Below are 22,875 nucleotides of genomic sequence, written 5' to 3'. Positions count from 1 at the left end.
TCATTAGTACTTAGGGTGTATCCTCATTTTGATAATGGTAATAAAAATGAGATAGATTTTTGTCAATCAAAGGAAATTTTGCAGAGAATATGAGTATATTGTCTAGAAATTTTCAAAGAGTGACGGAAATATAGCCATTTTTAGCCCATTAGAGGTTTACTCGTTCAGATTGAGGACACGCCCTAGCTATTTAAAAGAATCATTTAGATAATCATCGAGGGATTATGAGTTTTCGCCACCAATATGTCATCGGTGATTTACAAGGTTGCTATGCTGCGTATCAAAAACTACTCGAGACCTTAGATTTTGATCCTACACAAGATAAATTATGGTTCGCGGGTGACTTAGTCGCACGTGGAGAGGATTCGTTAAATACTTTGCGCCATGTGAAAGCACTATGCGAGCAGGGTGCGGCGGCGACTGTCCTTGGTAACCATGATTTAAATTTACTTGCAGTATGGCGGGGCGCAACTAAGATTAGGAAAAAAGATAAAACCGCGCCGATTTTTGCCGCCGAGGACAGTGAAGAATTATTGCAGTGGTTAAGGCGTCAACCGATTCTAGCGTATCCTGATGAGCGCACAGTATTGGTACATGCAGGTATACCACCGCATTGGACGATCGATGTAGCTGCACAATATGCCCAGCAGTTAGAGGCGCAATTGAAAGGTAGTTTGCAACAACTGGATCGACTATTACCGCACTTGTATAGTAAGAACGCTGATGATTGGCATGATAATATTAATGGCTTTACCAAGATGCGTGCAATATCTAATTATTTTACCCGTATGCGCTTGTGCAAGCAGGATGGGACGCTTGAATTTAGTTTTACTTCTAGTCTAGATCAGCATATGCCTGATGATTTTATGCCATGGTTTGAATGGCAAGTACCACGTGCTCGCAAAATATTATTTGGTCATTGGGCAGCCTTAAAGGGTGAAGTGGACTTGCCACATGCGCGCGCGCTTGATGGTGGCTGTGTTTGGGGTAACTCTCTACTAGCTTACCGACTCAGTGATGGCAAAGTGATAACGTCAAATGAGCAGTGTCCGAACTCTTAATGACCGCTTATCTAACCTTGATATACAAGGCTAGATAAGCGGTCTGTTTTAAGTAGTTCTGTTATAGCAGTCTACTTTGAGTGGACTATTAATAGATTTTATCAGTGTAATAGACTGGTTCCATTGGGGTATACCCAAAATATAAATCCTCTAAACGATAACTCATCTATCAGTAGTTGAGGCGGTTCAGAAAACTGATTTTACATCCATAGGTCGAGTCGTATGGCGTTTTGCCATATATTTGCCCAGTAAGGGTAAGCAAAATGCTGGTAATTGAAAAGCACCCAGTAACGGTAAAAACACCGTACCCATGAAGGGTGCAGTTATGGTGTAAGCAAGTAATACATTGCGTCCACCACACACCAACGCAGCGATAATGGCATTTTCATAGCCAAAACGCCGATATATTATATAAGCGGTAAAATAAAATACCAATGCCAATGCAGAACTTAGCACCAGTAATGACAACGCTTGCCACGGATTATGATCAAAGGTAGTACGAAACCCTGCCATCAGTCCCAGTGGAAATAACATCAGGAGTAAAATATTAAACTGTGCAATTTTGGGATAATAACGCGACAAAATAGGCGGTGAAACGAACCGACGCACCGCCACAGCTAGCACTATTGGCATAACAATATAAACTAACAAGCGATTAACATATATGCCAACGTCTATATGCGCATTGTCATCGCCTAATAGCCACAATACGCCTAATAATGTACATGGCATAACGAACGTAGCAGCGATAGTTTTTGCCGTCGCCAGTTGTGCATCAAATCCCACCGCATTGACCAACGCACCACTACCGAACAATGGGGCAGTGGCACCAAGACCTGCAATCGCCAATAGCCAATCGCCACGTACACCGAGTGCATAAGCAGTTACTATTAAAACTAGACTCATACCCCCGCTTTGTAACAAGGCAAAAACCCATACATAGCTTGTCGCTATACGCTTTAAAAGCGCATATTGGTCAATGCCTAGTAAAGTAAAAAACATCAAGAAGAACAATATTTGGGGTAAATATACCAATACTGTATTGGATAAGTTTGGAAAAACAAAGCCCACAATTGCACAAACTGGCATAATTAATGTGCTATGGCGCGCAATAAAACGAAGAAGCATGACCTTTCCTAATAAAAAAGATTCGTAAAAAAGCGGGTATTACTTCCCTTTTTTACCATCCGTTATGCAAATAATCCCCACATGATACTATTTTAATTACATAATCGTGCCACTGTTACGGTTTACTGCCTTTTAATGCTGTGCCATTTTTTACTAAAAAGACGCCGCATATTTCATGGTTTATACTGGTGTTTGCAGTGAGCTTTTTATGCTCACTAGGTTTGCGACATTATCGATATCACTATTGGGCAGATAAATACCATAAAAGTATCTCTTTGATGCGTATGGGTATGCTGAACCACGCTGGGATTGTTTAAGATCCAATGATCTTAGAGAGTAGGAAAATTCCGAGTTGTCTCAATTCATAGATACAGGTAGTAGGTTATTAAATAGCCATAATATGACTAATATTATATTTTTAGACGAAGCTAAAAGAATTATATTTGAGACTGAAGATATGAGGTTTAGTATTACAGTCGTTATGGTAAATGGCTAAATCTAGTAACTTTGAATATTTATGTGATGAATATCAATGAGGTATCAAAAAAATATTGTTAGACATGTTATCAGCCGTTGACCAAGTATAAAGCTACCAAAACTGTCCTATTAATTAGGCAGTTTTGGTGGTTTTTTAGGTTTCGGTAATGGCGTTTTTGCATCGCCGGCTGCTTTATTATTGGGGTTTTCATTATCAGCACTACTGTTTTCGCTACTAGTAATGGCATCGAGTGTTTTGGTCGCTTTATCGTATTGAATATCACTAGAATAAGGCACGCTATTAAGTTCTTCATCTACTAAACCATCATCTAGGTCAACAACCTTTTTTGCTAAGGCTTTTGGTGAAGAGATGTGTGTTGTTTGCCCAGAGCTTTTCAGTGAATTTGAATCTATGAGGTTATCGTGCTCGTTGTTTTGAGGCTGATTATCATAGTAGATATCTGTCGTCATCTGCTCACCTTGTGCATTAGCAGCTACAGATTTAGGTAATATTTTGACGTCAGATAAACGTCGCACTACATAATTGCTAGGTAACGGCTTGCCACCTTTTTGTCCAGCAGTATCATCAAATATCATATGTCCTTGACTATCGATACGTGCGTATTTCATTGGCTTATCTCGGGGCCAAAAAAAGTCAGATGGGTGACTGATGATATGCCCAAAAACCAGTTTTGTTAGTCGGCTCCATTCAAAGAATTGTACCTCTTTTGAGCGCAATGCGACGAAGAGTGCCAGTGAAAAGCTGACCATTAGGTTGACCATACCGATCAGTGCAACACCAAGAATAGAGATTAGAATAACATCCCAACTGATTTGTGCCGATGACATATTGAATAGTCCATGAGCCAAATTGGCAGATGCAAAGGCAATATGGCGAATATCAATGGGTAAGCCAAATAAGAAGCCAATGGTAGCGGTACTACCTAAGAATACACCGAATAAAAAATTGCCCATAATAGCGCCAAGATTGGCTTCCACAAAGCCACCCAAACGCTGAAGCCATGTTTCAGGGAGTAAACGCTGGAGCAACCAATGCCTGCGAATACGAGCGCCAATCTGATTATAGACAGCCAAGTTATCATAGTAACCAGCAATAAGGCCGGACAGGAATAGATATACGCCGGCAATGGCAGCGTGGGGTAGTGCTAAAGAGCGGAAGGGGTCAAGATCATGAAGTAAATGTCCTGCTTTATCGGTATCAATCATCGGTGCGCCTGTATACTGTAACCAAGCAAAAGAGATGATTAATGCTACTGGGATAGCTAGCATAATGTTACCCATGATGGCGATAAACTGGGTGCGCAAGATATCCACTACTAGCTCTGATAACTTAGTGAGCTGATGAGATTTTTTCCCAGAGCCTTCTGATATGGTCGAGGCAATGGCAGCGGCAGTCATTGCTGGCTGCTTAGTCGCAACCGTACCATGCACGATATGAATAAAAACAAAGCCTAAACCATAAATCATACTGTTGATAAATGCTCGCCCCATCGGTGCAAGCGCCAAGTGATAAGCCAATATTTTAGTAGTGGCCATAAAGGCAATAATAAAGCCACCAATGGACGCTTTTTTGAACATGTTTTGATAGCCAGCTCTATCTGTGCTGATATAGTGCTCACCAACGCGGCTAGCATTTTCAGTGACTTTGCGTGACAGCAGCTTAGTATTATTATCAATCAAATAGCCAATACTGTAACGACGGTTAGCAGTCGTAATAAGGGTCTGAATCAGATCAATCACGGCTTTGTCGCGATTGTGACCGCTATCAGCAACCAGTTCGGTCAAAATGCGCATACGCTGTAAGCTTTGATCAAGGCGTAACATCATATTGGTCAAGCGAATAGAGATACCAGTCTTATAGATACGTTTACGTACTGTTGCCACGATATCTTCACACTGTTCAAGCATGACAAGTAGGGGTGCAGGATTGACCGCATGTTCGGGAGTAATATCCGTTAACGTGTCGAGCTCGTGCGCCTGCCGATATTGATTAACGAACAATACTGCTTCTTGGTTTTGTGCGACAAAGGATGCTGAGTAGTTCAAAATTTGCGGATAAGCTTCCATTAAATCGGGGTGCAGACCGATACCGCTAATACGGTAAGACAAAATAACAATCGCATTTAGAATACTGTTTTTGGCCGTAGCTACTAGAGGTAAATGCTCGTCTTTGACTTTGAGAAGATCGACGAGAGCATCCCATTTATCTTTTTCGATATGAGCGAGCCAGCGTTCATCCTGACGTTTATGAAACAAATAGCCGACCAGCTCAACGACTGAATCATCCTGAGGTAGTAGCGGTAAAAACCGATGACCGATCAAGCGGCGTAAACTACTAAAAAAACCTTCATCTGACATAATGCCAGTGTCGGTATATAGGGCAATTTGACGGTATTGAATGATTAGCTTTAATACAAAGCTGGCAAGACCATCGCTATATTCTGGATGTTGGCGCAAGATGTCGATAAGGGTTTGGATATTTTGATTAGCAAGTGCAGGCTCTTTCTCATTGACTCGCAGCTCATTAATCAAGCGCTTAAGTACAGACGGCTCTGGCACGTCACTCAAGGCAGTAATCTGTTGTAAAATACGTTTTATCTCTGACACAGCGTACCCTTTATCGTTATTATTTTGATAGTCAATATTTTGATATTTATAATGTCATATCATTTATAGCTATGGCTATCTATAGAGAAATTAGAGGTTATTAGGTATTTATTAAGCGTTTAGATACAAATATTTTTGATAGTCTAAGAGTGAATGTAAGTTATTTGGAGTTATTTTAATCGCAAGCACATTACAATGCTGAATTATTTTGTTAGCAATTAATTTTGGCAAAAAAAAGGACAGTAATCATACTGTCCTTTTTTGTTGGTAACTTTTTATTAATAAATAAATAGCTATTAGTTTTTGAAGACTAATTAGCTGGCAGGTACATTAAAATAATCCAAGTCAAAATTCATCATTGGATCGCTACCAGCTTTGACCATCTGCGCATGAGCATCAATGCGCGGCAAGACGCGACCAACAAAGTAATCAGCAAGCTTGGCTTTATTGGTATAAAACTCGCCATCTTTACCGTTAGCTGCTTCAACCATCAGGGCAAACATATATGAGTAGCATAGATAGCCGACTGCATGCATATAATCAACTGCGCAGCCATTGATCTCATTTTTGCGAGAACCGATATTGGTCAAGACTGTTTTAGTCAACTCTTCGACAGTATCAGCGGCATTTAATGTCGCTTGCTTAATACCATGATCAGCTTGCATAGCGCTAACATAATCACGTATCTCACCTAAGAAATGGGTGATATATTTGCCGTCGTTGCGGGCAACTTTACGGCCTAATAAGTCAAGTGCTTGAATACCGTTTGCACCTTCATAAATCTGAGCAATACGCGTGTCACGCACGATTTGCTCCATGCCCCATTCGCGCACATAGCCATGACCGCCGAAAACTTGCTGGCAATCGATAGTGGCTTCCAGCGCTTTATCAGTTAAGAACGCTTTTGCAATAGGTGTCAGTAGGGCAACACGTGCAGCAGCGGCTTGAGCTGCTTCAGGGTCAGTGCTGAACTTTTCAGTATCTAGTTGTTTGGCGACATACATAGCAAAGCAGCGTGACGCTTCAGCGTTAGCTTTAGCATTCAATAGCATACGGCGTACATCAGCATGGTGAACGATAGCATCAGCTGGTTTCTCTGGGCTTTGTAGCTGAGTATCACTACGACCTTGACCACGTTCAAACGCATAAAGTGCAGCGTTTTGATAAGCAAGCTCAGTACCACCAAGCCCTTGCAAGCCCATAGTTACACGCTCATAGTTCATCATAATAAACATTGATGATAGGCCAGTATTCTCAGCACCAACCATCCAACCTTTTGCATCATCGAAATTCATGACACAAGTCGCTGAGGCTTTGATACCCATTTTATGTTCGATAGAGCCAGCTGATAAGGTATTACGTTCGCCTACGCTGCCATCAACATTGACCAAAAATTTCGGTACAACGAATAATGAGATACCTTTTGAGCCTTCTGGAGCATTTGGCGTTTTAGCTAATACGAGATGAATAATATTGTCGGTTAAGTCGTGCTCACCGCCAGTAATAAAGATTTTGGTACCAGAGATGTTATAGCTACCATCATCATTTGGTATGGCTTTGGTTTTGATAATACCTAAGTCAGTACCTGCGTGCGGCTCAGTTAAGCACATGGTACCTGACCATTCGCCTGAGTACATTTTTTCTAAATACGTTTGTTTTTGCTCTTCTGAACCAGCCGCGTTGAGACACAAGGTCGCGCCAACCGTTAGGTTAGGGTAGAGTGTAAATGATTGGTTGGTAGTAAAGAGCATCTCTTCGGTGAGCATGGTGACCATTTTTGGAAAACCTTGTCCACCATACTCAGGATTACCGCCAAGTCCGACCCAACCTGATTCAGCATATTGCTGATAAGCTTCTTTAAAACCTTTAGGCGTAGTAACGACGCCATCGCCTTGATAAGTCGCACCTTCTTCATCGCCGCTACGATTAATAGGTAGCAAGACGTTTTTACTTAATTTGGCCATTTCTTCTAAAATCATATCGACTGTTTCCATGTCGACATGAGATAAATTGTCATTATTTTGCCAAAATTCATGAGCTTTAAAGACATCCGTTAAAATGAAGCGCATGTCAGTCAGAGGGGCATTATAAACAGCCATAAACATTCCTTTGGTTTAAAATTAATAAAATTTAATTCGCATAGTATTTGAAACTATAATTTTACATTGTTAATTATGAAGCTATATACAGTGTTTGCTTATATTTATCATGATGTTCTTAAGGAGCAACGGTAAATACTGCAACGGTTATTAACAGATTTAGACTTGTGACAATAAGTAAAGTTTAGCAAATTAGTAGATGAGCTTGTGTATCTCTTAGTGAATAGTGCGTACACTAAAAGTTCGCATGCACCCTTGCAGCGCGCAAATAAAATATTTGAATGTTCAACAGACCTTAATCTAAACAAAATAAATCGGCAACATACTTAGATATGTTGCCGATAATAAGCCATTTAAATCACTATACTAACGTCCAAATGCAGTTTTTGATTATATATCTAACTGCATATCTAACTGCTTAATTCAAAAGAAAATGTATAAACGTTTATGCTCATGTATCGCTTAATACCACTACTGATTTAGCTTTGAGGTGCAAACAGTGCAGCTTAAAATCTTTGTATAAATCACGTTGAAAATTAGAGATTTAAGAAAAACCGCAGCATCTCCTTTGAAGCATCTGGACCCTTGGGATCAGTGTAAGACCCTGCGCTACTGCCGCCTGCCCAGCTATGCCCAGCCCCGTGAATCTTCCAATATTCCAACTGACTAACCCCTTTACTATTACGAATCTCTAGTTGAGTACTGCGACAATTTTGCTCAGAGCATTGCTTATGCTTATGGGTCGTTAAACCAGTTTCTTGCGCTTGTAAGTGCTGCTCTGCCTGCTCAAAGATCTGCCCGCCATTACGAATACTCACCGTATGATCCTGATCACCATGAAACACAATCGTCGGGACAAACTTACTACTCTCTGTACGTTTTGGAGTAGCTGCGCCACCCTGACGCATTGTCATTAATGCAGACGGCAGATCGGTGGCACTGCGATAAGCTAACCCTGAATGCACGCCAATCGCTGCATATAGTTCTGGATAAGCCTCTGCCATAATCACTGCCATAGCAGCGCCTGCGGATAGCCCTGCAATGTATACACGTGATGAGTCCACTGCGTAATCTTTAATAATAGATTGAGTCAATGCCGCAAGCCATGCAGGCTCACCTTGACCTTGCCGTTGATCAGTAGGTTTAAACCAGTTCCAACAGCGATTTTGATTAGCAGAAGCTGGCTGAGAAGGATAGACGATCAGGCAACGGTGTTCTTCTGCCAACTCATTCATACGTGTACCCGCTGCAAAATCTTCCGGTGATTGAGTACAACCATGCAGCATGACTATTAGAGGTAAATGTAAACCTTCTTCCACTGCTTTTGTGTAGTTTGAGGGAATATATAACCGGTAGTCATGATTTCCTTGAGATGACTTAAGGGTGCCTTTAAGAAATTGCGCATTGTCAGGAATAGTCGGCTCATTATGCGTATTGAACCCAGTACGCAGGGTACTCACATTCATAACCGTTGGTAAGTCCAGCTTAAAATTCTTCATTTTATCTGTAAGATCTTGCAAGTGATTAGGCAGTTTACTGGACAGCTTATCAGTGCTTGTAGGCTTGTCCGTCGGGGTCGGGGTCAAACGATCTTGTAGCGTTGGCACATCAGATGCTATATCAGGCGTCACATCCTTGATAGTCTTCTCATCAGTATGGCTGGCTGGTGCTGCGCCGCTCAAGTTCTTTTGAATTAAGTTAGTGGCCTCTTGTAGCTGGCCTGATTTCATCAGTTTCATCGCTTCTTCAAGATGCGGTGGTATCATGCTAAATTTTGAAAAACTCATTTGTTATTTCCCGTTACATTCATACAAATTTTAAGAGTGGTCGTAAAAGAAAATGCTTAAATCATTTTGTTAACCAATACGGCTTTTATCTCTGGGCTTGCCTGCAGCATGCCTAATACCGTAATACTTTCAATAGTAGCTTCCACCAGTTCTGGGGTTACGTCTGCCGCGATGGTCGCCAGACCCAATACTTGAATATGTAATTTTTCATTACGCTCTTGAACGGCTTCAAGATCGGCGCGGGTGTAATGACGTAGGCCTAACTCTAAGGTTTTACGGGCAACAGTTTGACGTACCACGTCAGCATGCGTGGTTAGCTGATTGCGTATCGCAGTGCGAATAAAGTCAGTGCGATTAGAATAGAAACCTTCCTGCACCATTAAGTCGACTTGTCCAAGATCAACGTAGCCTAAATTAATAGTGACCTTTTCTGTATCACCTGCTCTAGTGCGAATAGGCGTTATATTATTGCTTGCCATCGTGTCTTCCTTTGAGTAAAAACTGCTTGATGTGGTAATTATACTCCATATAGAATCCATTTGGAGTATAAAATTAACATTTTAATAAAAATTAACAAGCAAAGTTCTTAAAGTACTTTTAAATCTATACTCATACCATCCCTAAAAATTTAAAGATTAAAGCAACGCGGAAAACTTATACAAGTAACATATCTGATCTAAATTTCAAATTAGTATGAGCTATCGTAGGCTATGGCACTTAAATTACTTATCAAACTGCACACTATCAATAAGCCAATACCAAAAAATCGGCAACATATCTAAGTATGTTGCCGATCCTTATACCGCTTCTAAATTCTTCATCGATCAAAATTCGTAGCATCTAACCATAATAGAATTTATCTAGGCTTGATTCTAAAAAGCAAATTGATCAACGTCCATGCTCATGTACGGCTCAACACCAGTACTGATACGTTGTACATGCGTAGTAGTGCGCGGTAACAACTTAGCAAAATAGAACTGTGCTGTTTTAACCTTGGCGTCATAGAAGGCATGTTCACTGTTGCCGTTTGCAATCTCAGTTTGAGCAACCAATGCCATACGTGCCCATAAATAGGCAAGGGTAACATATCCACTGAAATACATGTAATCAACGGCAGCACCGCCAACGGCATCTGGGTTTTCAGTTGCTTGCATGCCAATACGTGCAGTCAAATCGCCCCATTCTTTTAAATGCTTGGCAAGTGGACGGATGAACTGGCCCATCTCATCGTTGTCTTTATTATCTTCGCAGAAATTTTGAATGATATTGACAAAGTTTGCAAGCAATTTGCCTTGTGAGCCTAAGACTTTACGACCAAGTAGATCAAGTGCTTGAATCTCAGTAGTACCTTCGTACAAGCAGGCGATACGCGTATCACGGACGTTTTGCTCCATGCCCCATTCGCTAATGAAGCCATGACCACCATAGACTTGCACGCCATGATTAGCAGCTTCTAGACCAGTTTCGGTTAAGAACGCTTTTGCAATTGGCGTCAGTAATGACAGCATTTGATCCGCAAATTTAAGATCGTCGCCTTCGCCTTTTGCGACAGTATCTGCAAAATGAGAGAGATAATATACTAGTGCGCGGCCACCTTCAGCGAAGGCTTTTTCAGTCAATAGCATATTACGGACAGCTGGATGCACGATGATAGGATCAGCGACTTTATCTGGCGCTTTAGGACCTGATAGTGAACGCATTGCTAAACGATCTTTGGCATAAGTAAGTGAGCCTTGGAACGCATACTCTGCAGCAGTTAGACCTTGAACAGCAGTACCGATACGTGCCACGTTCATAAAAGTAAACATGCATTGCAGGCCACGGTTTTCAGGGCCAATCAAATAACCGGTTGCACCATCAAAGTTCATGACACAAGTGGCTGAGGCTTTGATACCCATTTTGTGCTCGATAGAGCCGCAGACAACGTTATTGTGCTCGCCTAAGCTATTGTCTTCATTAACCATTATCTTTGGTACGATAAATAATGAGATGCCTTTAGTGCCAGCAGGTGCGCCGGGCAAACGCGCTAAGCAGATATGAATAATGTTCTCAGCCAAGTCATGCTCGCCAGCTGAAATAAAAATCTTTTGACCAGTAATACTATAGCTGCCATCGTCATTCGGCTGAGCTTTGGTACGGATAATACCCAAGTCAGAGCCTGCATGTGCTTCAGTAAGACACATAGTACCTGACCATTCGCCAGTGACCATTTTTTCTAAATACGTTTCTTTTTGGCTATCAGTACCGTGATGCTCAATGGTTTGGATAGCGCCATGTGATAAACCTGGGTACATAGAGAATGACCAGTTAGCCGTACCTACCATCTCATTGATGACCGTAGATAATGAAAATGGCATGTTTTGACCACCAAATTCTTCTTCAGCAGAAAGCGCAGGGAAACCAAGCTCACAGTACTGCTTATAAGCTTCTTTAAAGCCTTTAGGCGTTGTAACCTTACCATTGTCAAACTGGCAGCCCTCAGCATCGCCACTTTGATTTAGCGGTGACAATTCATTTTCAGCAAAACTTGCAGCCATCTCAAACAGGCTGTCCATTAGTTCACGGTCAGCTTCTTGAAATTTTGGTAAGCGTTTATAGTGGCTTTCGCTATCAAGTAACTCATGCATGACGAATTGAATATCACGTAAAGGGGCTTTGTACTGCATAACTTCCTGTCCTTTTTTTGGATATGACCGACAGCGAATAAACGATTCTATTTATTGATATCTTAGCTGTTAGTATGTTACTGGTATCAGACTTGTCTACACTAATGACTAGAAGCAACGACACCGGTCATATAAAATAACGTTGAAAAATGATAAAAGAATTATGACTGTATTAGTAAATTCACCACAAAAGATAGGCGTTCACTGGGAATTATACAAGTTTGGTTGTAATACTGATAAGTCATCAACCCATCTTGCATCCTTTATATAATCAACGTTAGCGAACAAAAAAACAGGGCTAACTACGGTGCGAAGAGGTGCGAGAAAAAGCTATATAAGACAATCTATATAGTAGTAACGATTGTTTAAACTAATTAAGATCCGTATTCGGAAGAGACGAGTGCCTCAACATTTTGGTTGCTATATCAGCGCAGACAGGCCGACCAAACCAGTAACCTTGTCCATACTTACAGCCCATTTGTAATAACAAATCGCGCTGTTGTTCGGTCTCGATTCCTTCAGCGATAGCGCTCATATCTAAAGCAATAGCCAAATCTAATATAGCTTTAACTATAGCGGACTGCGTACGGTTATCAACGATTTTATCAATGAAGCTTTTATCAATTTTAATAAAATCAAAAGGGTATTCTTGCAAATAACTGAGCGAGGCGTAGCCAGTACCAAAATCATCGAGTGCTAAACAGACCCCCAGTGCTTTTAGAGCAATAAGCTGTTGCTTAACACTAGCGTGCCGTAGCATCAGAGAAGATTCAGTGACCTCAATATGCAACTGGTGAGGTTGAATAGAGTATTGAGTAAAGAGATTGCTTACAAAGTCAAAAAACTCAGGATGGCTAAATTCAGCAGCATCCGCATTAATACAGACATGTTGGGTAAAGTTCATTGACTCCCAAATGCATAACTGCTCAGCAATTTGAAAAGCCATCTGGCGAAATAAATCAAATGACAGTTTATGTTTAATAATAGCTTCAATAAAATCTTTTGGTTGTAGTAGCCCGCGTGTAGGATGTTGCCAGCGTACCAATGCCTCAAAACCAGTAATAACCCCAGTATCTAGAGCTACTTTAGGCTGATAATATGCTATGAACTGCTTAGCAACTATCGCTTCACGCAGCTCGGTCTCTAACTGCATACTATCAATTGATGGACAGTTTAGCTCATCGTTATACCACCAAACATCATCGCCTCCATGCTCCTTAGCATACTGTAAAGCTTTTTCAGCCTTGTTTAGTAAGCTGCTCAATTGATTACCGTCTTTAGGGTAATAGCTGACGCCGACGGAGATTTGCAAATAGATACTAGTGCTGTTTAAGACAAACGGTCGCTCACACATATGCATCAGGCTATCGAGCTCATGGCGTACCATATGGGCATCTGTAAACTCGAATAACAACCCAAAATTATCGCCACCTAAGTGTGAAAAGCACAGTAGTTGATTAAGCTCAAGGCCATTGATTCTAGCGACAAACTCTTTGATAAGGGCATCGACGTTGTCTTGTCCGAGATTGTTAATCAAAATACGATAACGGTCAATATTTACTCGAATAATAACTACTTCTTGGAAGCTATCCATCAATACATCATTGGTCTGACTCAAAAACACTTTGCGATTGGGTAGACCTGTCAGCTGATTGTGATTAAGTAGATGTGCGACTTGTTGTTGGTCTTCTACGACTGAGGAGATATCGCGCACCATTCCTACATAATAAACGGTTTCATCGACATAGATCCTACGGTAAGATATATGGCAGTTAAGTGTTCGACCGTAGCGGTTTAATAGGGAAAAATTATTTTCATAAAAACCATCGTCATCCAGTCGATTAGATATATCTTGTAATATAGAACGCTCTTTCTCTGATAGGAATTCAGCGGCATATATACCAAGTGGTCGACCAATCATAAATGGCTCTTCAAAACCAATCATTGCTTCATAAGCAGCATTAACTGACATATAGCGTAGATTTGCATCTAGGATAAATACGGCATCTTCCAAGCGCTCACACAGCTCCAATAATAATTGCTGCTTAATCGATGGTGAGATGGGAACAAAGGTAGTCATAATTGAGACTCAATAGTCAATCAAGGTGGTAGTCATGCACATTTTCATAAGCTTAGCGAGTAAGATAGTCATTAGGCATTCACTCACTGGATTTTATTTTTAATAATAAATGAGTATGTTTGTTTATTAATGTTGATGATAAAGCGCATTTAATGTGGCTAGAGCGACTACAGGTGCCGTCTCTGTACGGAGTACTCGATTACCGATTTGCCAAGGGGAAAAGTGAGCTTTTTCTGCTTGCGCACGCTCATCGTCACTCAGTCCACCTTCAGGGCCAATCAATAGCTTGATATAGGGTGATTCGCGTTTCAGTACTGCTAACAAGGACTCAGGCATAGCGGGTTGTCCTGCTGCTGGCACACTCATTTGTAAGCGTAAGTCTGCTGGCTGCTGTAATATCTGATAGTAAGCATCTTGGCTTAGTGCCGCGACAATAGGGCTGACGGGCAGGCCGTTAGTATTTTTCTCAGTATTCTCATTTATACTGTTAGCAGTAACTTTGCTCACAGCGTTAATGGCTGTATCTGCTCTCAACCATTGGTCAATAGACTGAGGTGAAAGAATAAGCGGCGGTCGATTTAATCCGCACTGCTCGCATGCGGCGATAGCTACTTGCTGCCAGTGTAAAAGCTTTTTGTCTACTTGCGCAGGTTTTAAATTAACTTCACCATGATGGCTGCTTAACAACTGAATAGCGGTCACGCCTAGCTCAGTGGCTTTCTGAATTGCATAGTCCATACGTTCGCCACGACTCATCACTAAGCCGATTTTGCTGATGACAAGCGCACTACGATCATCATCTAAATGTGCTAATAAGGTGACGGTTGCGTGCTTTTTACTAATCTCTTGTAGCTGTACACGATATTCACCACCAAAACCATCGAACAGAATACCTTGGTCACCAACATTTGCACGTAATACGCGGCACCAGTGATGTACGATACCTTCTGTTAATGCAAGCTCTGAGCCAACAGATAAAGTACTCAGTTTAGGGTAATTGATATCGATGTTGCTACTGGCATCGCGTTCATCACTTATAGCATAAAAAAAACGTCGCACAATCACTTAGTCCTGTATTTCAAACAATAATCTTTCTCAATATCTTAGCAGAATATTGTTTAGGTAAAAGTATCTCTATAGTAAATAGAGCTTAGTATAAGAGTAAATTTTTTAACCATCTAATTGATATGCAAAATTAATGAACAGCATAAAAAAGCTGGCATTCCAAAGAATGCCAGCCATTAGAAGAATTTGCGTTAAATCTGGGAAGTAAGACCTAAAGCTTCAACTAAGCGCTTGTTGGGCTCAACTTTATTCATGCTATAAAAATGCATGGCAGGTACGCCCTCGCTGATTAAGCGCTCACACAGACGATAGACGACATCAAAGCCAAACTCGCGAATAGCTTTACGATCATCACCGAAATCAGTCAATCGCTTGCGCACGTAACGTGGAATATCAGCACCACAGCTATCAGCAAAGCGCATTAGGTTACTAGAGTTAGTAATAGGCATAATACCAGCCACCAATGGCTGTACTACTGTATCGATACCGCGCTTCTCTAAAGTATCACGCAGATACAAATAGCTATCAGCGTTATAAAAGAACTGGGTGATCGAAGCATTGGCGCCAGCTTGGTATTTATTGACCAAGTTGTCAATATCAAACTCAAAGCTACGTGCTTGTGGATGCATTTCAGGATACGCAGCCACTTCGATATGGAAGTGATCGCCTGAATGTTCACGAATAAACTTAACTAAGTCTAATGCAAACGGCAGCTCACCCATGCCGACCTGACCTGAGGGTAAATCACCACGCAGGGCTACCAAACGCTTGATACCTAAGCTTTTATAATGCGTTAAGAGTTCGGCTATTTCAGTCTTGTCATCGCCAATACAAGACATGTGCGGCGCAATATCTGTCTCACCGCGTGCACATAATGCTTGTACGATATCTAAGGTGCGGCTACGAGTTGAACCGCCAGCACCATACGTTACCGAAAAGTAGGTCGGTGATAGCTTATTCAACTCATCGTAAGTGCTAAGTAACTTTTCGTGGCCTTGCGCGGTTTTAGCAGGGAAAAACTCAAAGGAGAAAGCAGGCTTACTCACAGGCTAGCTCCTTTTAGTATTTATAAGCGTCAGGCTTGAACGGACCTTCGACAGGCACACCCAAATACTCCGCTTGCTTTTCAGTCAGCTTGGTTAGCGTACCGTTAAAACCTGCAACCATCGCAGCAGCGACTTCTTCGTCGAGTTTTTTAGGCAATACTCTGACGTATAAGTTGTCAGTGCGCTCATCAACTGGCAAGTCAGCGAACTTTTCTTCGAACAGATACATTTGTGCCAATACTTGGTTGGCAAATGAGCCGTCCATCACACGTGATGGGTGACCGGTTGCGTTACCTAGGTTTACTAGACGACCTTCAGCAAGCAAAATCAAATAATCGTTTTCATCGTCTGAGCGGAAGATTTGATGCACTTGTGGCTTGATCTCAACCCAGCGCCAGTTGTCACGCATAAATTGCGTGTCGATTTCGGTGTCAAAGTGACCGATGTTGCAGACCACGGCGCCCGGCTTCAATGCGGCTAGCATGTGTCTATCACAAACATGGTAGTTGCCAGTAGTGGTGACAATCATGTCGGTATCTTCGAGCAAGCGCTTGTTGATATTTTCTGCGCCGCCAGTGTTATCGCCATTGATGTAAGGTGATAATACTTCAAAGCCATCCATACATGCCTGCATGGCACAGATAGGATCGACTTCTGAGACACGTACAATCATGCCTTCTTGACGTAGACTTTGCGTAGAGCCTTTACCCACATCACCATAACCAATAACTAGAGCGCGGCGACCAGCAAGGAACATGTCAGTAGCACGTTTGATGGCGTCATTTAAGCTATGACGGCAGCCGTATTTGTTGTCATTTTTAGATTTAGTAACCGCGTCGTTGACGTTGATCGCTGGTACTTTTAGCGTGCCTTTATTGAGCATCTCAACCAAGCGATGCACACCTGTAGTAGTCTCTTCTGAGATACCATGGATGCTATCAAGCATTTGGGCATAATCATTGTGAATCAACGCGGTTAAATCACCGCCATCATCCAAAATTAAGTTTGCATCCCAAAGCTGACCTGATTCTTCACCGCCAACATGGATTTGTTGACGTAAGCACCACTCATACTCTTCTTCGGTTTCGCCTTTCCAAGCATAAACAGAGATACCAGCAGCCGCAATAGCCGCAGCAGCATGATCTTGAGTTGAGAAGATGTTACATGAAGTCCAGCGTACTTCAGCACCTAACGCGACTAGTGTCTCGATAAGGACAGCAGTCTGGATGGTCATGTGAATACAGCCGGCGATTTTTGCGCCTTTGAGCGGTTGGTCAGCTTCATAGCGACGACGCAAACCCATTAGGGCAGGCATTTCGGCTTCAGCAAGGGAGATTTCACGGCGACCGTAGTCAGCTAAGCTGATGTCAGCAACTTTATAGTCAGTAAAAGAGGGATTGATCGTATGGGCAGATGGTATGTTAGACACTGCGTCCATAATATGCTCCTATCAGTTAATAGATAAAAAGAATAAAAACGCAGGTGCCGTTGTTTGCGCTGTCAGTATCCAAAATGATGGACACTCAACAGTTAACCGAGCCTAACATAGTTTATGATTTGTATGGCTCTATAGCCTGAATACAAAGATCAATAATTATGGTGCAACACCTCTCGGAGGTCGTTATTGTAATAGATGAGTCTGCGATTGTCACCTACTGGATAACATAAATGTTAGGTAATAAAGGTATATATAGTTTTGCAGTTTTAATAGACGTAAAAAAGGCCATCGATTGATGACCTTTTCGTATTTAAACAAATACTGGCTTTTTATACCTTTAAATAAACTTAGAACCAGTTATAAGTTAGTGAGGTAAAGAAGTTAGTACCATCGGTATTATAACCTGGTATGGTCGTGTACTTCTCGTTAGTAATATTATTTAAACGCGCCGTCATAGATAGACTATCAGTTAATTGATAGTTACCACTGATATTGAACAGGCCATAATCCTCAACGAGTTGTGCATCAGTGTTGGCAACACCGCTATAATAATCGCCTACGTATTGATATTCAGCACGGATATTTACGCTTGGTAAACGATAGCCTAAGTAGACTAGACCTTTATGTTCAGGACGAATAGATAGAAAGTTGCCATCATTATTGCCGCCACTACTGTTTTTTGCTTCTTGATAGTCATAGCTACCACCGAACAGATAACTATCAATTACCCAATCTGAGGTTAGCGATAACCCTTTGATTTTAGCTTCATCAACATTTTCACTGCTGCCTGCCCACTGATCTTCAGGAGTAGGGTTAGCAACATAACCAATTAAGTCTTCAACTTTATTATGATAGCCAGTCAAACGCGTCGACTGCACATCATTATCGTATTCAATAAAGGCTTCATAATTATCGCTGGTTTCAGGTTTTAAGCTAGGATTACCTGAGCCAGGATAGTATAAATCATTGAAAGTTGGTGCACGAAAGCCTTTTGCATAATTGACACCAGTGCGTAAGTTAGGATTAATATGATAAGCACCGCCTAAATTATAAGTGGTTTCATTACCATATTGTGAGTCATCATCGAAACGTAAGTTAGCTTGCGCATCAAACTGATTATTAGCCAGAACATAACCTAAAAATGCACTGGTGACATCGCGATCATCAACATCATATTGAGTCGTATCGATACTTTGATTGAGATATTCTACGCCGTAAATACCCTGACCAACTGGAAGCTTATGTTGACCCACTAGGCTAATTTGATCTTGTTTAGTATCATAAACACTGCTATAGGTTGGATTATCAGACTTATCTATAGAATGTCCATATTGTAGCTTTACAGAAGAACCTGGCATGTAACGCCAATCGACAAACGCTTGTGCTGCACCATTTTCTTGATCAGAATAAGTATCTTCTGCCGCGCCATTATCAAAGTCAGTGGTAGACTTGCTATATAAGGCGCTTGCACCTGCAAGCCATTGGTCATTAATGCGTTGAGCTAAGGCAAGGCTGACGTTATCACTTTCGAAACCATCGTCATCTTTATTATAGCCATAAGAATCTGGTAAAGTTGCATTAAAGCCATCCGTCTCATTATGGCTTGCTGATAGGCTCAATGTCGTTCCTGTCTTATTAGCAAATTGTGCACTGGCACCATACAGATATTCGTCATGTGAGCCTGCCCCAACCGTTACCGAAAAATTGGTTCTGTCAACGTTTGCACCTTTTGTAAATACTTGAATGACACCACCCATAGCGTCTGAGCCATAGATACTAGAGCCTGATGCACCGTATAAAATCTCAATACGGTCGATTTGATCGGCAGGTAATAAGCTAAGGGTCGCGCCACCCGCACTAATTGAACTATAGCGTATACCATCGATTAAGACTAAGATTTGATTACTACCATACCCACGCATGTAGAAGTTTGAAGTGGTTCCAGGACCGCCATTAGTATAATGACTGATACCAGGCTGATGTTTGAGCACTTCAAGGGCGCTTTGACCCTGATAACGTTGTAGCTCTTCACTGTCAACCACACGAGTCTGGGCGATGGTGTTGCTGATTTTGGTAGGGGTGCGCGTAGCCGTCACAACGATTTCATCAAGCTCAACTTGTGGCAATCCGCTATCGTTGATTTCAGGTGTCGCTGCTATCGCTGTGTTGAATACAAGAAGACCAAGCGCGCTTAAAATGCTCAAACGAAGATAAGTAGTCGAAGTTGAACGTAAAAAAGTCATAATTAATCCAAAAGTTATCGAGCCAAAATTACCAAAAATGTCATAAGGTGACAGCTGTGCTCATTATCTATAAAAGTTACTGCTTTATAAACAACTTTAACCTAATGTTTCTTCACGGTAAGCTGAATGGATTTCATGATGAGCTGCTATTTATTCATCTAAAGATTATCACAATCAATTTGTGAGTCGTTTTATAAGGAATATTAGCAAAGTAGCGCCACGGAATAAGAAATAAATTACTAACGTAGGTTACGATAAAACGCGCAATCAAAAGTACTGATGTTGCAAATAATTGCTATCATAGTGGCAGGTTTTTTCTGTTTTTTGTTGTGCTATTCATAAATCTAAGAGGTTTGTTTTGTCTATTAAGTGTTATCTAAACTCTGCTACTGCATCAATCTCATTAAGCAAAACATCTTTAATGATAGTGTCACTTTTGATTGCTTTGATATTGAGTATGGTATTGCCGAATACCGCTATTGCTGCTGAAGCGGGAGCTGGTGCGCTTGGTGTAGGTGGTAGTAGTGAAGAGACTGTACGCGAACCGTTGCCAGATTCGTTTGGACGTGATACACCACGCCATACGGTACAAGGGTTTATCAGTGCGCTAGGTGAAAATGACTACTTACTAGCAAGCAACTATCTTAATTTATCCAAATCTGACAATCCAACGACAGCTGTGCGGGAGTTCAAACAGGCGCTTGACGCTGGTGGTCGCTTTCAGGCTGACTTGCAGCTCAATAATACGCCTGAGGGTAATTTAACTGACCAGCTGCCGCCAAGCCAAGAAAATGTAGGTAGTATTAATATTGGTGAAAAAAGTGTGCCGCTGTTGCTTGAGAGGGTCGTGTCCAAGCAAGGTGAGCAGTACTGGCAATTCTCCACTGATACGCTTAATTCAATACCAGAAGTTTTAGAAAATACCAATCCTACTTTAGTCTCGCGTTATACGATTGACTCGCTTGAAGGCAAAAAAATATTTGGCTATCAGCTGACGGATCTGGTCGCTGCACTAACTATGATTATCAGTAGCTTTGTACTGACTTATATCATGGTTTGGATACTGTATCATTTGCTAAAAATTGCCTACCCACGAGTACGCGATGTGCCACTGCCTGTGCCTGACAAGGTTATACTGCCACTGGCTGTCGTGATTATGGCACTCATCTTATCTGAAGTGATGGTTTATGCTGGCGTGTCAGTAACACTGCGTGAGCCAGTCAATCGTTTTACTGATATCGCTTCTTGGCTCGCTATAACTTGGTTACTACTACGAGTAATCGATGCGATTTTTACTCGTGCTGTCAACTTAAGCTATAAGAAAAACTATACTGAACGTGTCTCCATTTTGGGTCTACTGCGTAAAGTTGTCAAAGCGCTGTTATTAATATTCGCTGTTATTGTCATATTTGGTAATTTGGGCTTCGATTTGACGACTGGTATCGCTGCTTTAGGTGTGGGTGGTTTAGCCTTAGCGCTTGGTGCACAAAAGACGATTGAGAACCTTGTTGGTAGTGTCGTAGTGGTAGCAGATTCGCCAGTTCGGATAGGTGACTATTGCAAGTTTGGTACTTATGAAGGTACGGTAGTTGATATTGGTATTCGCTCATCACGTGTCCGTACGCTATCACGTACAATTGTTACTGTACCGAATGGTGACTTCTCGTCTATGCAAATTGAAAACTTTACCTCTCGCGATATGTTCCGGTTTTTTCATCAGTTATATCTAAAGCGTACTGCTGATATCGAAGTTGTCTTTAAAATGGTAAAAGACTTGGATGAATTTTTAAATGAGCATTACTTGACCAACCAAGAATGGAACCAAGTCAATATTTTAGAGCTGCGTCAAGATTGTTATGTCATTCAATTACAGGCCTACATCAATGCTAATGATGTAATGGAATTTTATGATAAGCAAAACGTAGTATTCGTTGATGTATTAACTCAAGTGAAAAAATATAAAGTCGAACACGCATTGCCAACGCAGCAATTGATCGTTAACCAAGCTGAGCTTGAACAGCATATGGAAAACGATATTGAAAATAGTGATGATGGAAAAAATAATAGTGAAAACAGCGATAGTCAAAATAATACAGCTGAACTATTAGCAGATTCAGAAAATGGAAGTAATACCAGTACGGATACGGATGGCAAGCAAGATAATGCTGTTGATTTAAACAAAGATGTCGACAGTACTAAAAAGGATAAAGCAGCTAATAAGAAAGAAGAAAGAATTAGAAAGGCTGATGGAAAAAAATCCCATAAAGGGAGTAATTATGCTTTAGCAAAACGTAAGTTCAGGCACGCCAAAAAGAACTTCAGCCTTTCTATATGGAATCAGCCTTAGAGGGTCATTTAAGGAAGTCACTTAACGTTTTGTTAGTTATGCGTTTATAAAGGCACTGCAGTTTTCTTACGTAAGAGGCCGTAGTGCGCCCATAGTAGTAAACTTGCGGCGCTAAGATGCGGTGACCATACTTCGATCAGAATTTTCAATTGTTTTGGGGTTGGACGTTCTGTGAGATCTAACAACTGCATTGCTGCAACTTTAATCGCCAAATCGTCGACTGCAAGCACATCTGCTCGTTTCAAAGAAAACAATAAATACATCTCAGCAGTCCAACGTCCGATGCCCGTAACAGCGGTTAAGGTTTTAGTCACGTCCTCATTCGTCATAGTTTCCAATGCTACAAAATCTATATCATGATCTACTAAAGATCGAGTATAACGAATTTTCTGTTTAGATAAACCTTGTGTCCGTAAGGTCTTGTCTGTTGCCTCAGTAATCGCTTGTGGATTGGTCAAATCAGCATCAACCAAGCGTTGCCAAATACTTGCAGCAGCTGCCACAGATAACTGTTGACCGACCATCGCTCTCATCAATTGTTTAAACCCACCTGCATTGTGCCTAAGGCTAGGCACACCAACTTGCTCATAGACAAGCGCAAATCTTGGTTCAATGGCAATTAATTTAATGATGTGTTCTTCTAGCTCTTGAGGGCTCTCAATAATCTGTGTGCTCATAATGGATTCACTCTAATAAAAAACGTGCCTAAAAATAGTCTAGATGTTTATCTAAAGCTTGCTGTTAAAGAAATATAGGATTTATTTATACAAAAAAGGACTGCCATTTGCAGTCCTTTTCATCTCTTTTACT

Annotated in this window: 14 protein-coding genes; 2 read left to right on the top strand and 12 right to left on the bottom strand. The window is 41.3% G+C overall.

The annotated features are described in order from the left end of the window. Positions 1 to 224 precede the first annotated feature (224 nt). Positions 225 to 1,061 (top strand): symmetrical bis(5'-nucleosyl)-tetraphosphatase, encoded by an 837-nt coding sequence (locus ACTQ9S_RS08360; protein ID WP_068035459.1) that lies wholly within the window; start codon positions 225 to 227, stop codon positions 1,059 to 1,061. Positions 1,062 to 1,247: 186 nt separating this feature from the next. On the opposite strand, the gene ACTQ9S_RS08355 is transcribed toward ACTQ9S_RS08360, so the two are convergent. The 11 genes from ACTQ9S_RS08355 to ACTQ9S_RS08305 all read right to left on the bottom strand — a co-directional run bounded on the left by ACTQ9S_RS08355 (position 1,248) and on the right by ACTQ9S_RS08305 (position 19,718). Continuing rightward, on the bottom strand, positions 1,248 to 2,189 hold the full coding sequence (locus tag ACTQ9S_RS08355) for a lantibiotic ABC transporter permease (protein ID WP_068035461.1): 942 nt from the start codon (positions 2,187 to 2,189) through the stop codon (positions 1,248 to 1,250). Between the two features lie 606 nt (positions 2,190 to 2,795). Then, positions 2,796 to 5,294 (bottom strand): site-specific recombinase, encoded by a 2,499-nt coding sequence (locus ACTQ9S_RS08350; protein ID WP_440454690.1) that lies wholly within the window; start codon positions 5,292 to 5,294, stop codon positions 2,796 to 2,798. A gap of 314 nt (positions 5,295 to 5,608) precedes the next feature. After that, positions 5,609 to 7,393 (bottom strand): acyl-CoA dehydrogenase C-terminal domain-containing protein, encoded by a 1,785-nt coding sequence (locus tag ACTQ9S_RS08345; RefSeq protein ID WP_440454689.1) that lies wholly within the window; start codon positions 7,391 to 7,393, stop codon positions 5,609 to 5,611. A 536-nt stretch (positions 7,394 to 7,929) separates the two neighbouring features. Then, positions 7,930 to 9,180 carry an extracellular catalytic domain type 1 short-chain-length polyhydroxyalkanoate depolymerase gene (locus tag ACTQ9S_RS08340; protein ID WP_440454688.1) on the bottom strand — a complete coding sequence of 417 codons (1,251 nt, stop codon included), beginning with the start codon at positions 9,178 to 9,180 and terminating at the stop codon, positions 7,930 to 7,932. 56 nt (positions 9,181 to 9,236) lie between these two features. Next, complete coding sequence (locus tag ACTQ9S_RS08335; protein ID WP_440454687.1) at positions 9,237 to 9,659, bottom strand: hypothetical protein; 423 nt, start codon at positions 9,657 to 9,659, stop codon at positions 9,237 to 9,239. Between the two features lie 393 nt (positions 9,660 to 10,052). Beyond that, entirely contained in the window at positions 10,053 to 11,846 is a 1,794-nt protein-coding gene (locus ACTQ9S_RS08330) for an acyl-CoA dehydrogenase C-terminal domain-containing protein (RefSeq protein WP_068035471.1), read from the bottom strand. 370 nt (positions 11,847 to 12,216) lie between these two features. Next, entirely contained in the window at positions 12,217 to 13,926 is a 1,710-nt protein-coding gene (locus ACTQ9S_RS08325; RefSeq protein ID WP_440454686.1) for a putative bifunctional diguanylate cyclase/phosphodiesterase, read from the bottom strand. 126 nt (positions 13,927 to 14,052) lie between these two features. Next, positions 14,053 to 14,985, bottom strand: coding sequence for a 16S rRNA (uracil(1498)-N(3))-methyltransferase (locus tag ACTQ9S_RS08320; protein WP_440454685.1), 933 nt, complete (start codon positions 14,983 to 14,985; stop codon positions 14,053 to 14,055). A 197-nt stretch (positions 14,986 to 15,182) separates the two neighbouring features. Further along, positions 15,183 to 16,037 carry a methylenetetrahydrofolate reductase gene (locus ACTQ9S_RS08315; RefSeq protein WP_440454684.1) on the bottom strand — a complete coding sequence of 285 codons (855 nt, stop codon included), beginning with the start codon at positions 16,035 to 16,037 and terminating at the stop codon, positions 15,183 to 15,185. 13 nt (positions 16,038 to 16,050) lie between these two features. Beyond that, positions 16,051 to 17,475 (bottom strand): adenosylhomocysteinase, encoded by a 1,425-nt coding sequence (ahcY, locus tag ACTQ9S_RS08310; protein ID WP_068035481.1) that lies wholly within the window; start codon positions 17,473 to 17,475, stop codon positions 16,051 to 16,053. Between the two features lie 347 nt (positions 17,476 to 17,822). Then, positions 17,823 to 19,718 carry a TonB-dependent receptor domain-containing protein gene (locus ACTQ9S_RS08305; RefSeq protein WP_440454683.1) on the bottom strand — a complete coding sequence of 632 codons (1,896 nt, stop codon included), beginning with the start codon at positions 19,716 to 19,718 and terminating at the stop codon, positions 17,823 to 17,825. 421 nt (positions 19,719 to 20,139) lie between these two features. On the opposite strand from ACTQ9S_RS08305, the gene ACTQ9S_RS08300 reads away from it, so the two are divergent. After that, positions 20,140 to 22,065 carry a mechanosensitive ion channel family protein gene (locus ACTQ9S_RS08300; protein WP_440454682.1) on the top strand — a complete coding sequence of 642 codons (1,926 nt, stop codon included), beginning with the start codon at positions 20,140 to 20,142 and terminating at the stop codon, positions 22,063 to 22,065. A 44-nt stretch (positions 22,066 to 22,109) separates the two neighbouring features. On the opposite strand, the gene ACTQ9S_RS08295 is transcribed toward ACTQ9S_RS08300, so the two are convergent. Continuing rightward, the gene (locus ACTQ9S_RS08295) at positions 22,110 to 22,742 is read right to left on the bottom strand and encodes a DNA-3-methyladenine glycosylase family protein (RefSeq protein WP_440454681.1); all 633 of its coding nucleotides are present in this window, start codon (positions 22,740 to 22,742) and stop codon (positions 22,110 to 22,112) included. Between the last annotated feature and the right edge of the window lie 133 nt (positions 22,743 to 22,875).

This window comes from Psychrobacter sp. ASPA161_9 (genome assembly GCF_051970275.1).
Lineage (GTDB): Bacteria > Pseudomonadota > Gammaproteobacteria > Pseudomonadales > Moraxellaceae > Psychrobacter.
Note: the sequence above shows the minus strand (reverse complement) of the source record. Positions and strands in the feature narration are given on the sequence as shown.

Excerpts from the sequence above, each read along its gene's own strand:
- ACTQ9S_RS08355 (WP_068035461.1), bottom strand. The coding sequence starts at position 2,189 with ATGCTTCTTCGTTTTATTGCGCGCCATAGCACATTAATTATGCCAGTT.
- ahcY (WP_068035481.1), bottom strand. The coding sequence starts at position 17,475 with ATGGACGCAGTGTCTAACATACCATCTGCCCATACGATCAATCCCTCT.
- ACTQ9S_RS08340 (WP_440454688.1), bottom strand. The coding sequence starts at position 9,180 with ATGAGTTTTTCAAAATTTAGCATGATACCACCGCATCTTGAAGAAGCG.
- ACTQ9S_RS08295 (WP_440454681.1), bottom strand. The coding sequence starts at position 22,742 with ATGAGCACACAGATTATTGAGAGCCCTCAAGAGCTAGAAGAACACATC.
- ACTQ9S_RS08305 (WP_440454683.1), bottom strand. The coding sequence starts at position 19,718 with ATGACTTTTTTACGTTCAACTTCGACTACTTATCTTCGTTTGAGCATT.
- ACTQ9S_RS08325 (WP_440454686.1), bottom strand. The coding sequence starts at position 13,926 with ATGACTACCTTTGTTCCCATCTCACCATCGATTAAGCAGCAATTATTA.
- ACTQ9S_RS08335 (WP_440454687.1), bottom strand. The coding sequence starts at position 9,659 with ATGGCAAGCAATAATATAACGCCTATTCGCACTAGAGCAGGTGATACA.
- ACTQ9S_RS08300 (WP_440454682.1), top strand. The coding sequence starts at position 20,140 with ATGATAGTGTCACTTTTGATTGCTTTGATATTGAGTATGGTATTGCCG.
- ACTQ9S_RS08360 (WP_068035459.1), top strand. The coding sequence starts at position 225 with ATGAGTTTTCGCCACCAATATGTCATCGGTGATTTACAAGGTTGCTAT.
- ACTQ9S_RS08345 (WP_440454689.1), bottom strand. The coding sequence starts at position 7,393 with ATGGCTGTTTATAATGCCCCTCTGACTGACATGCGCTTCATTTTAACG.
- ACTQ9S_RS08330 (WP_068035471.1), bottom strand. The coding sequence starts at position 11,846 with ATGCAGTACAAAGCCCCTTTACGTGATATTCAATTCGTCATGCATGAG.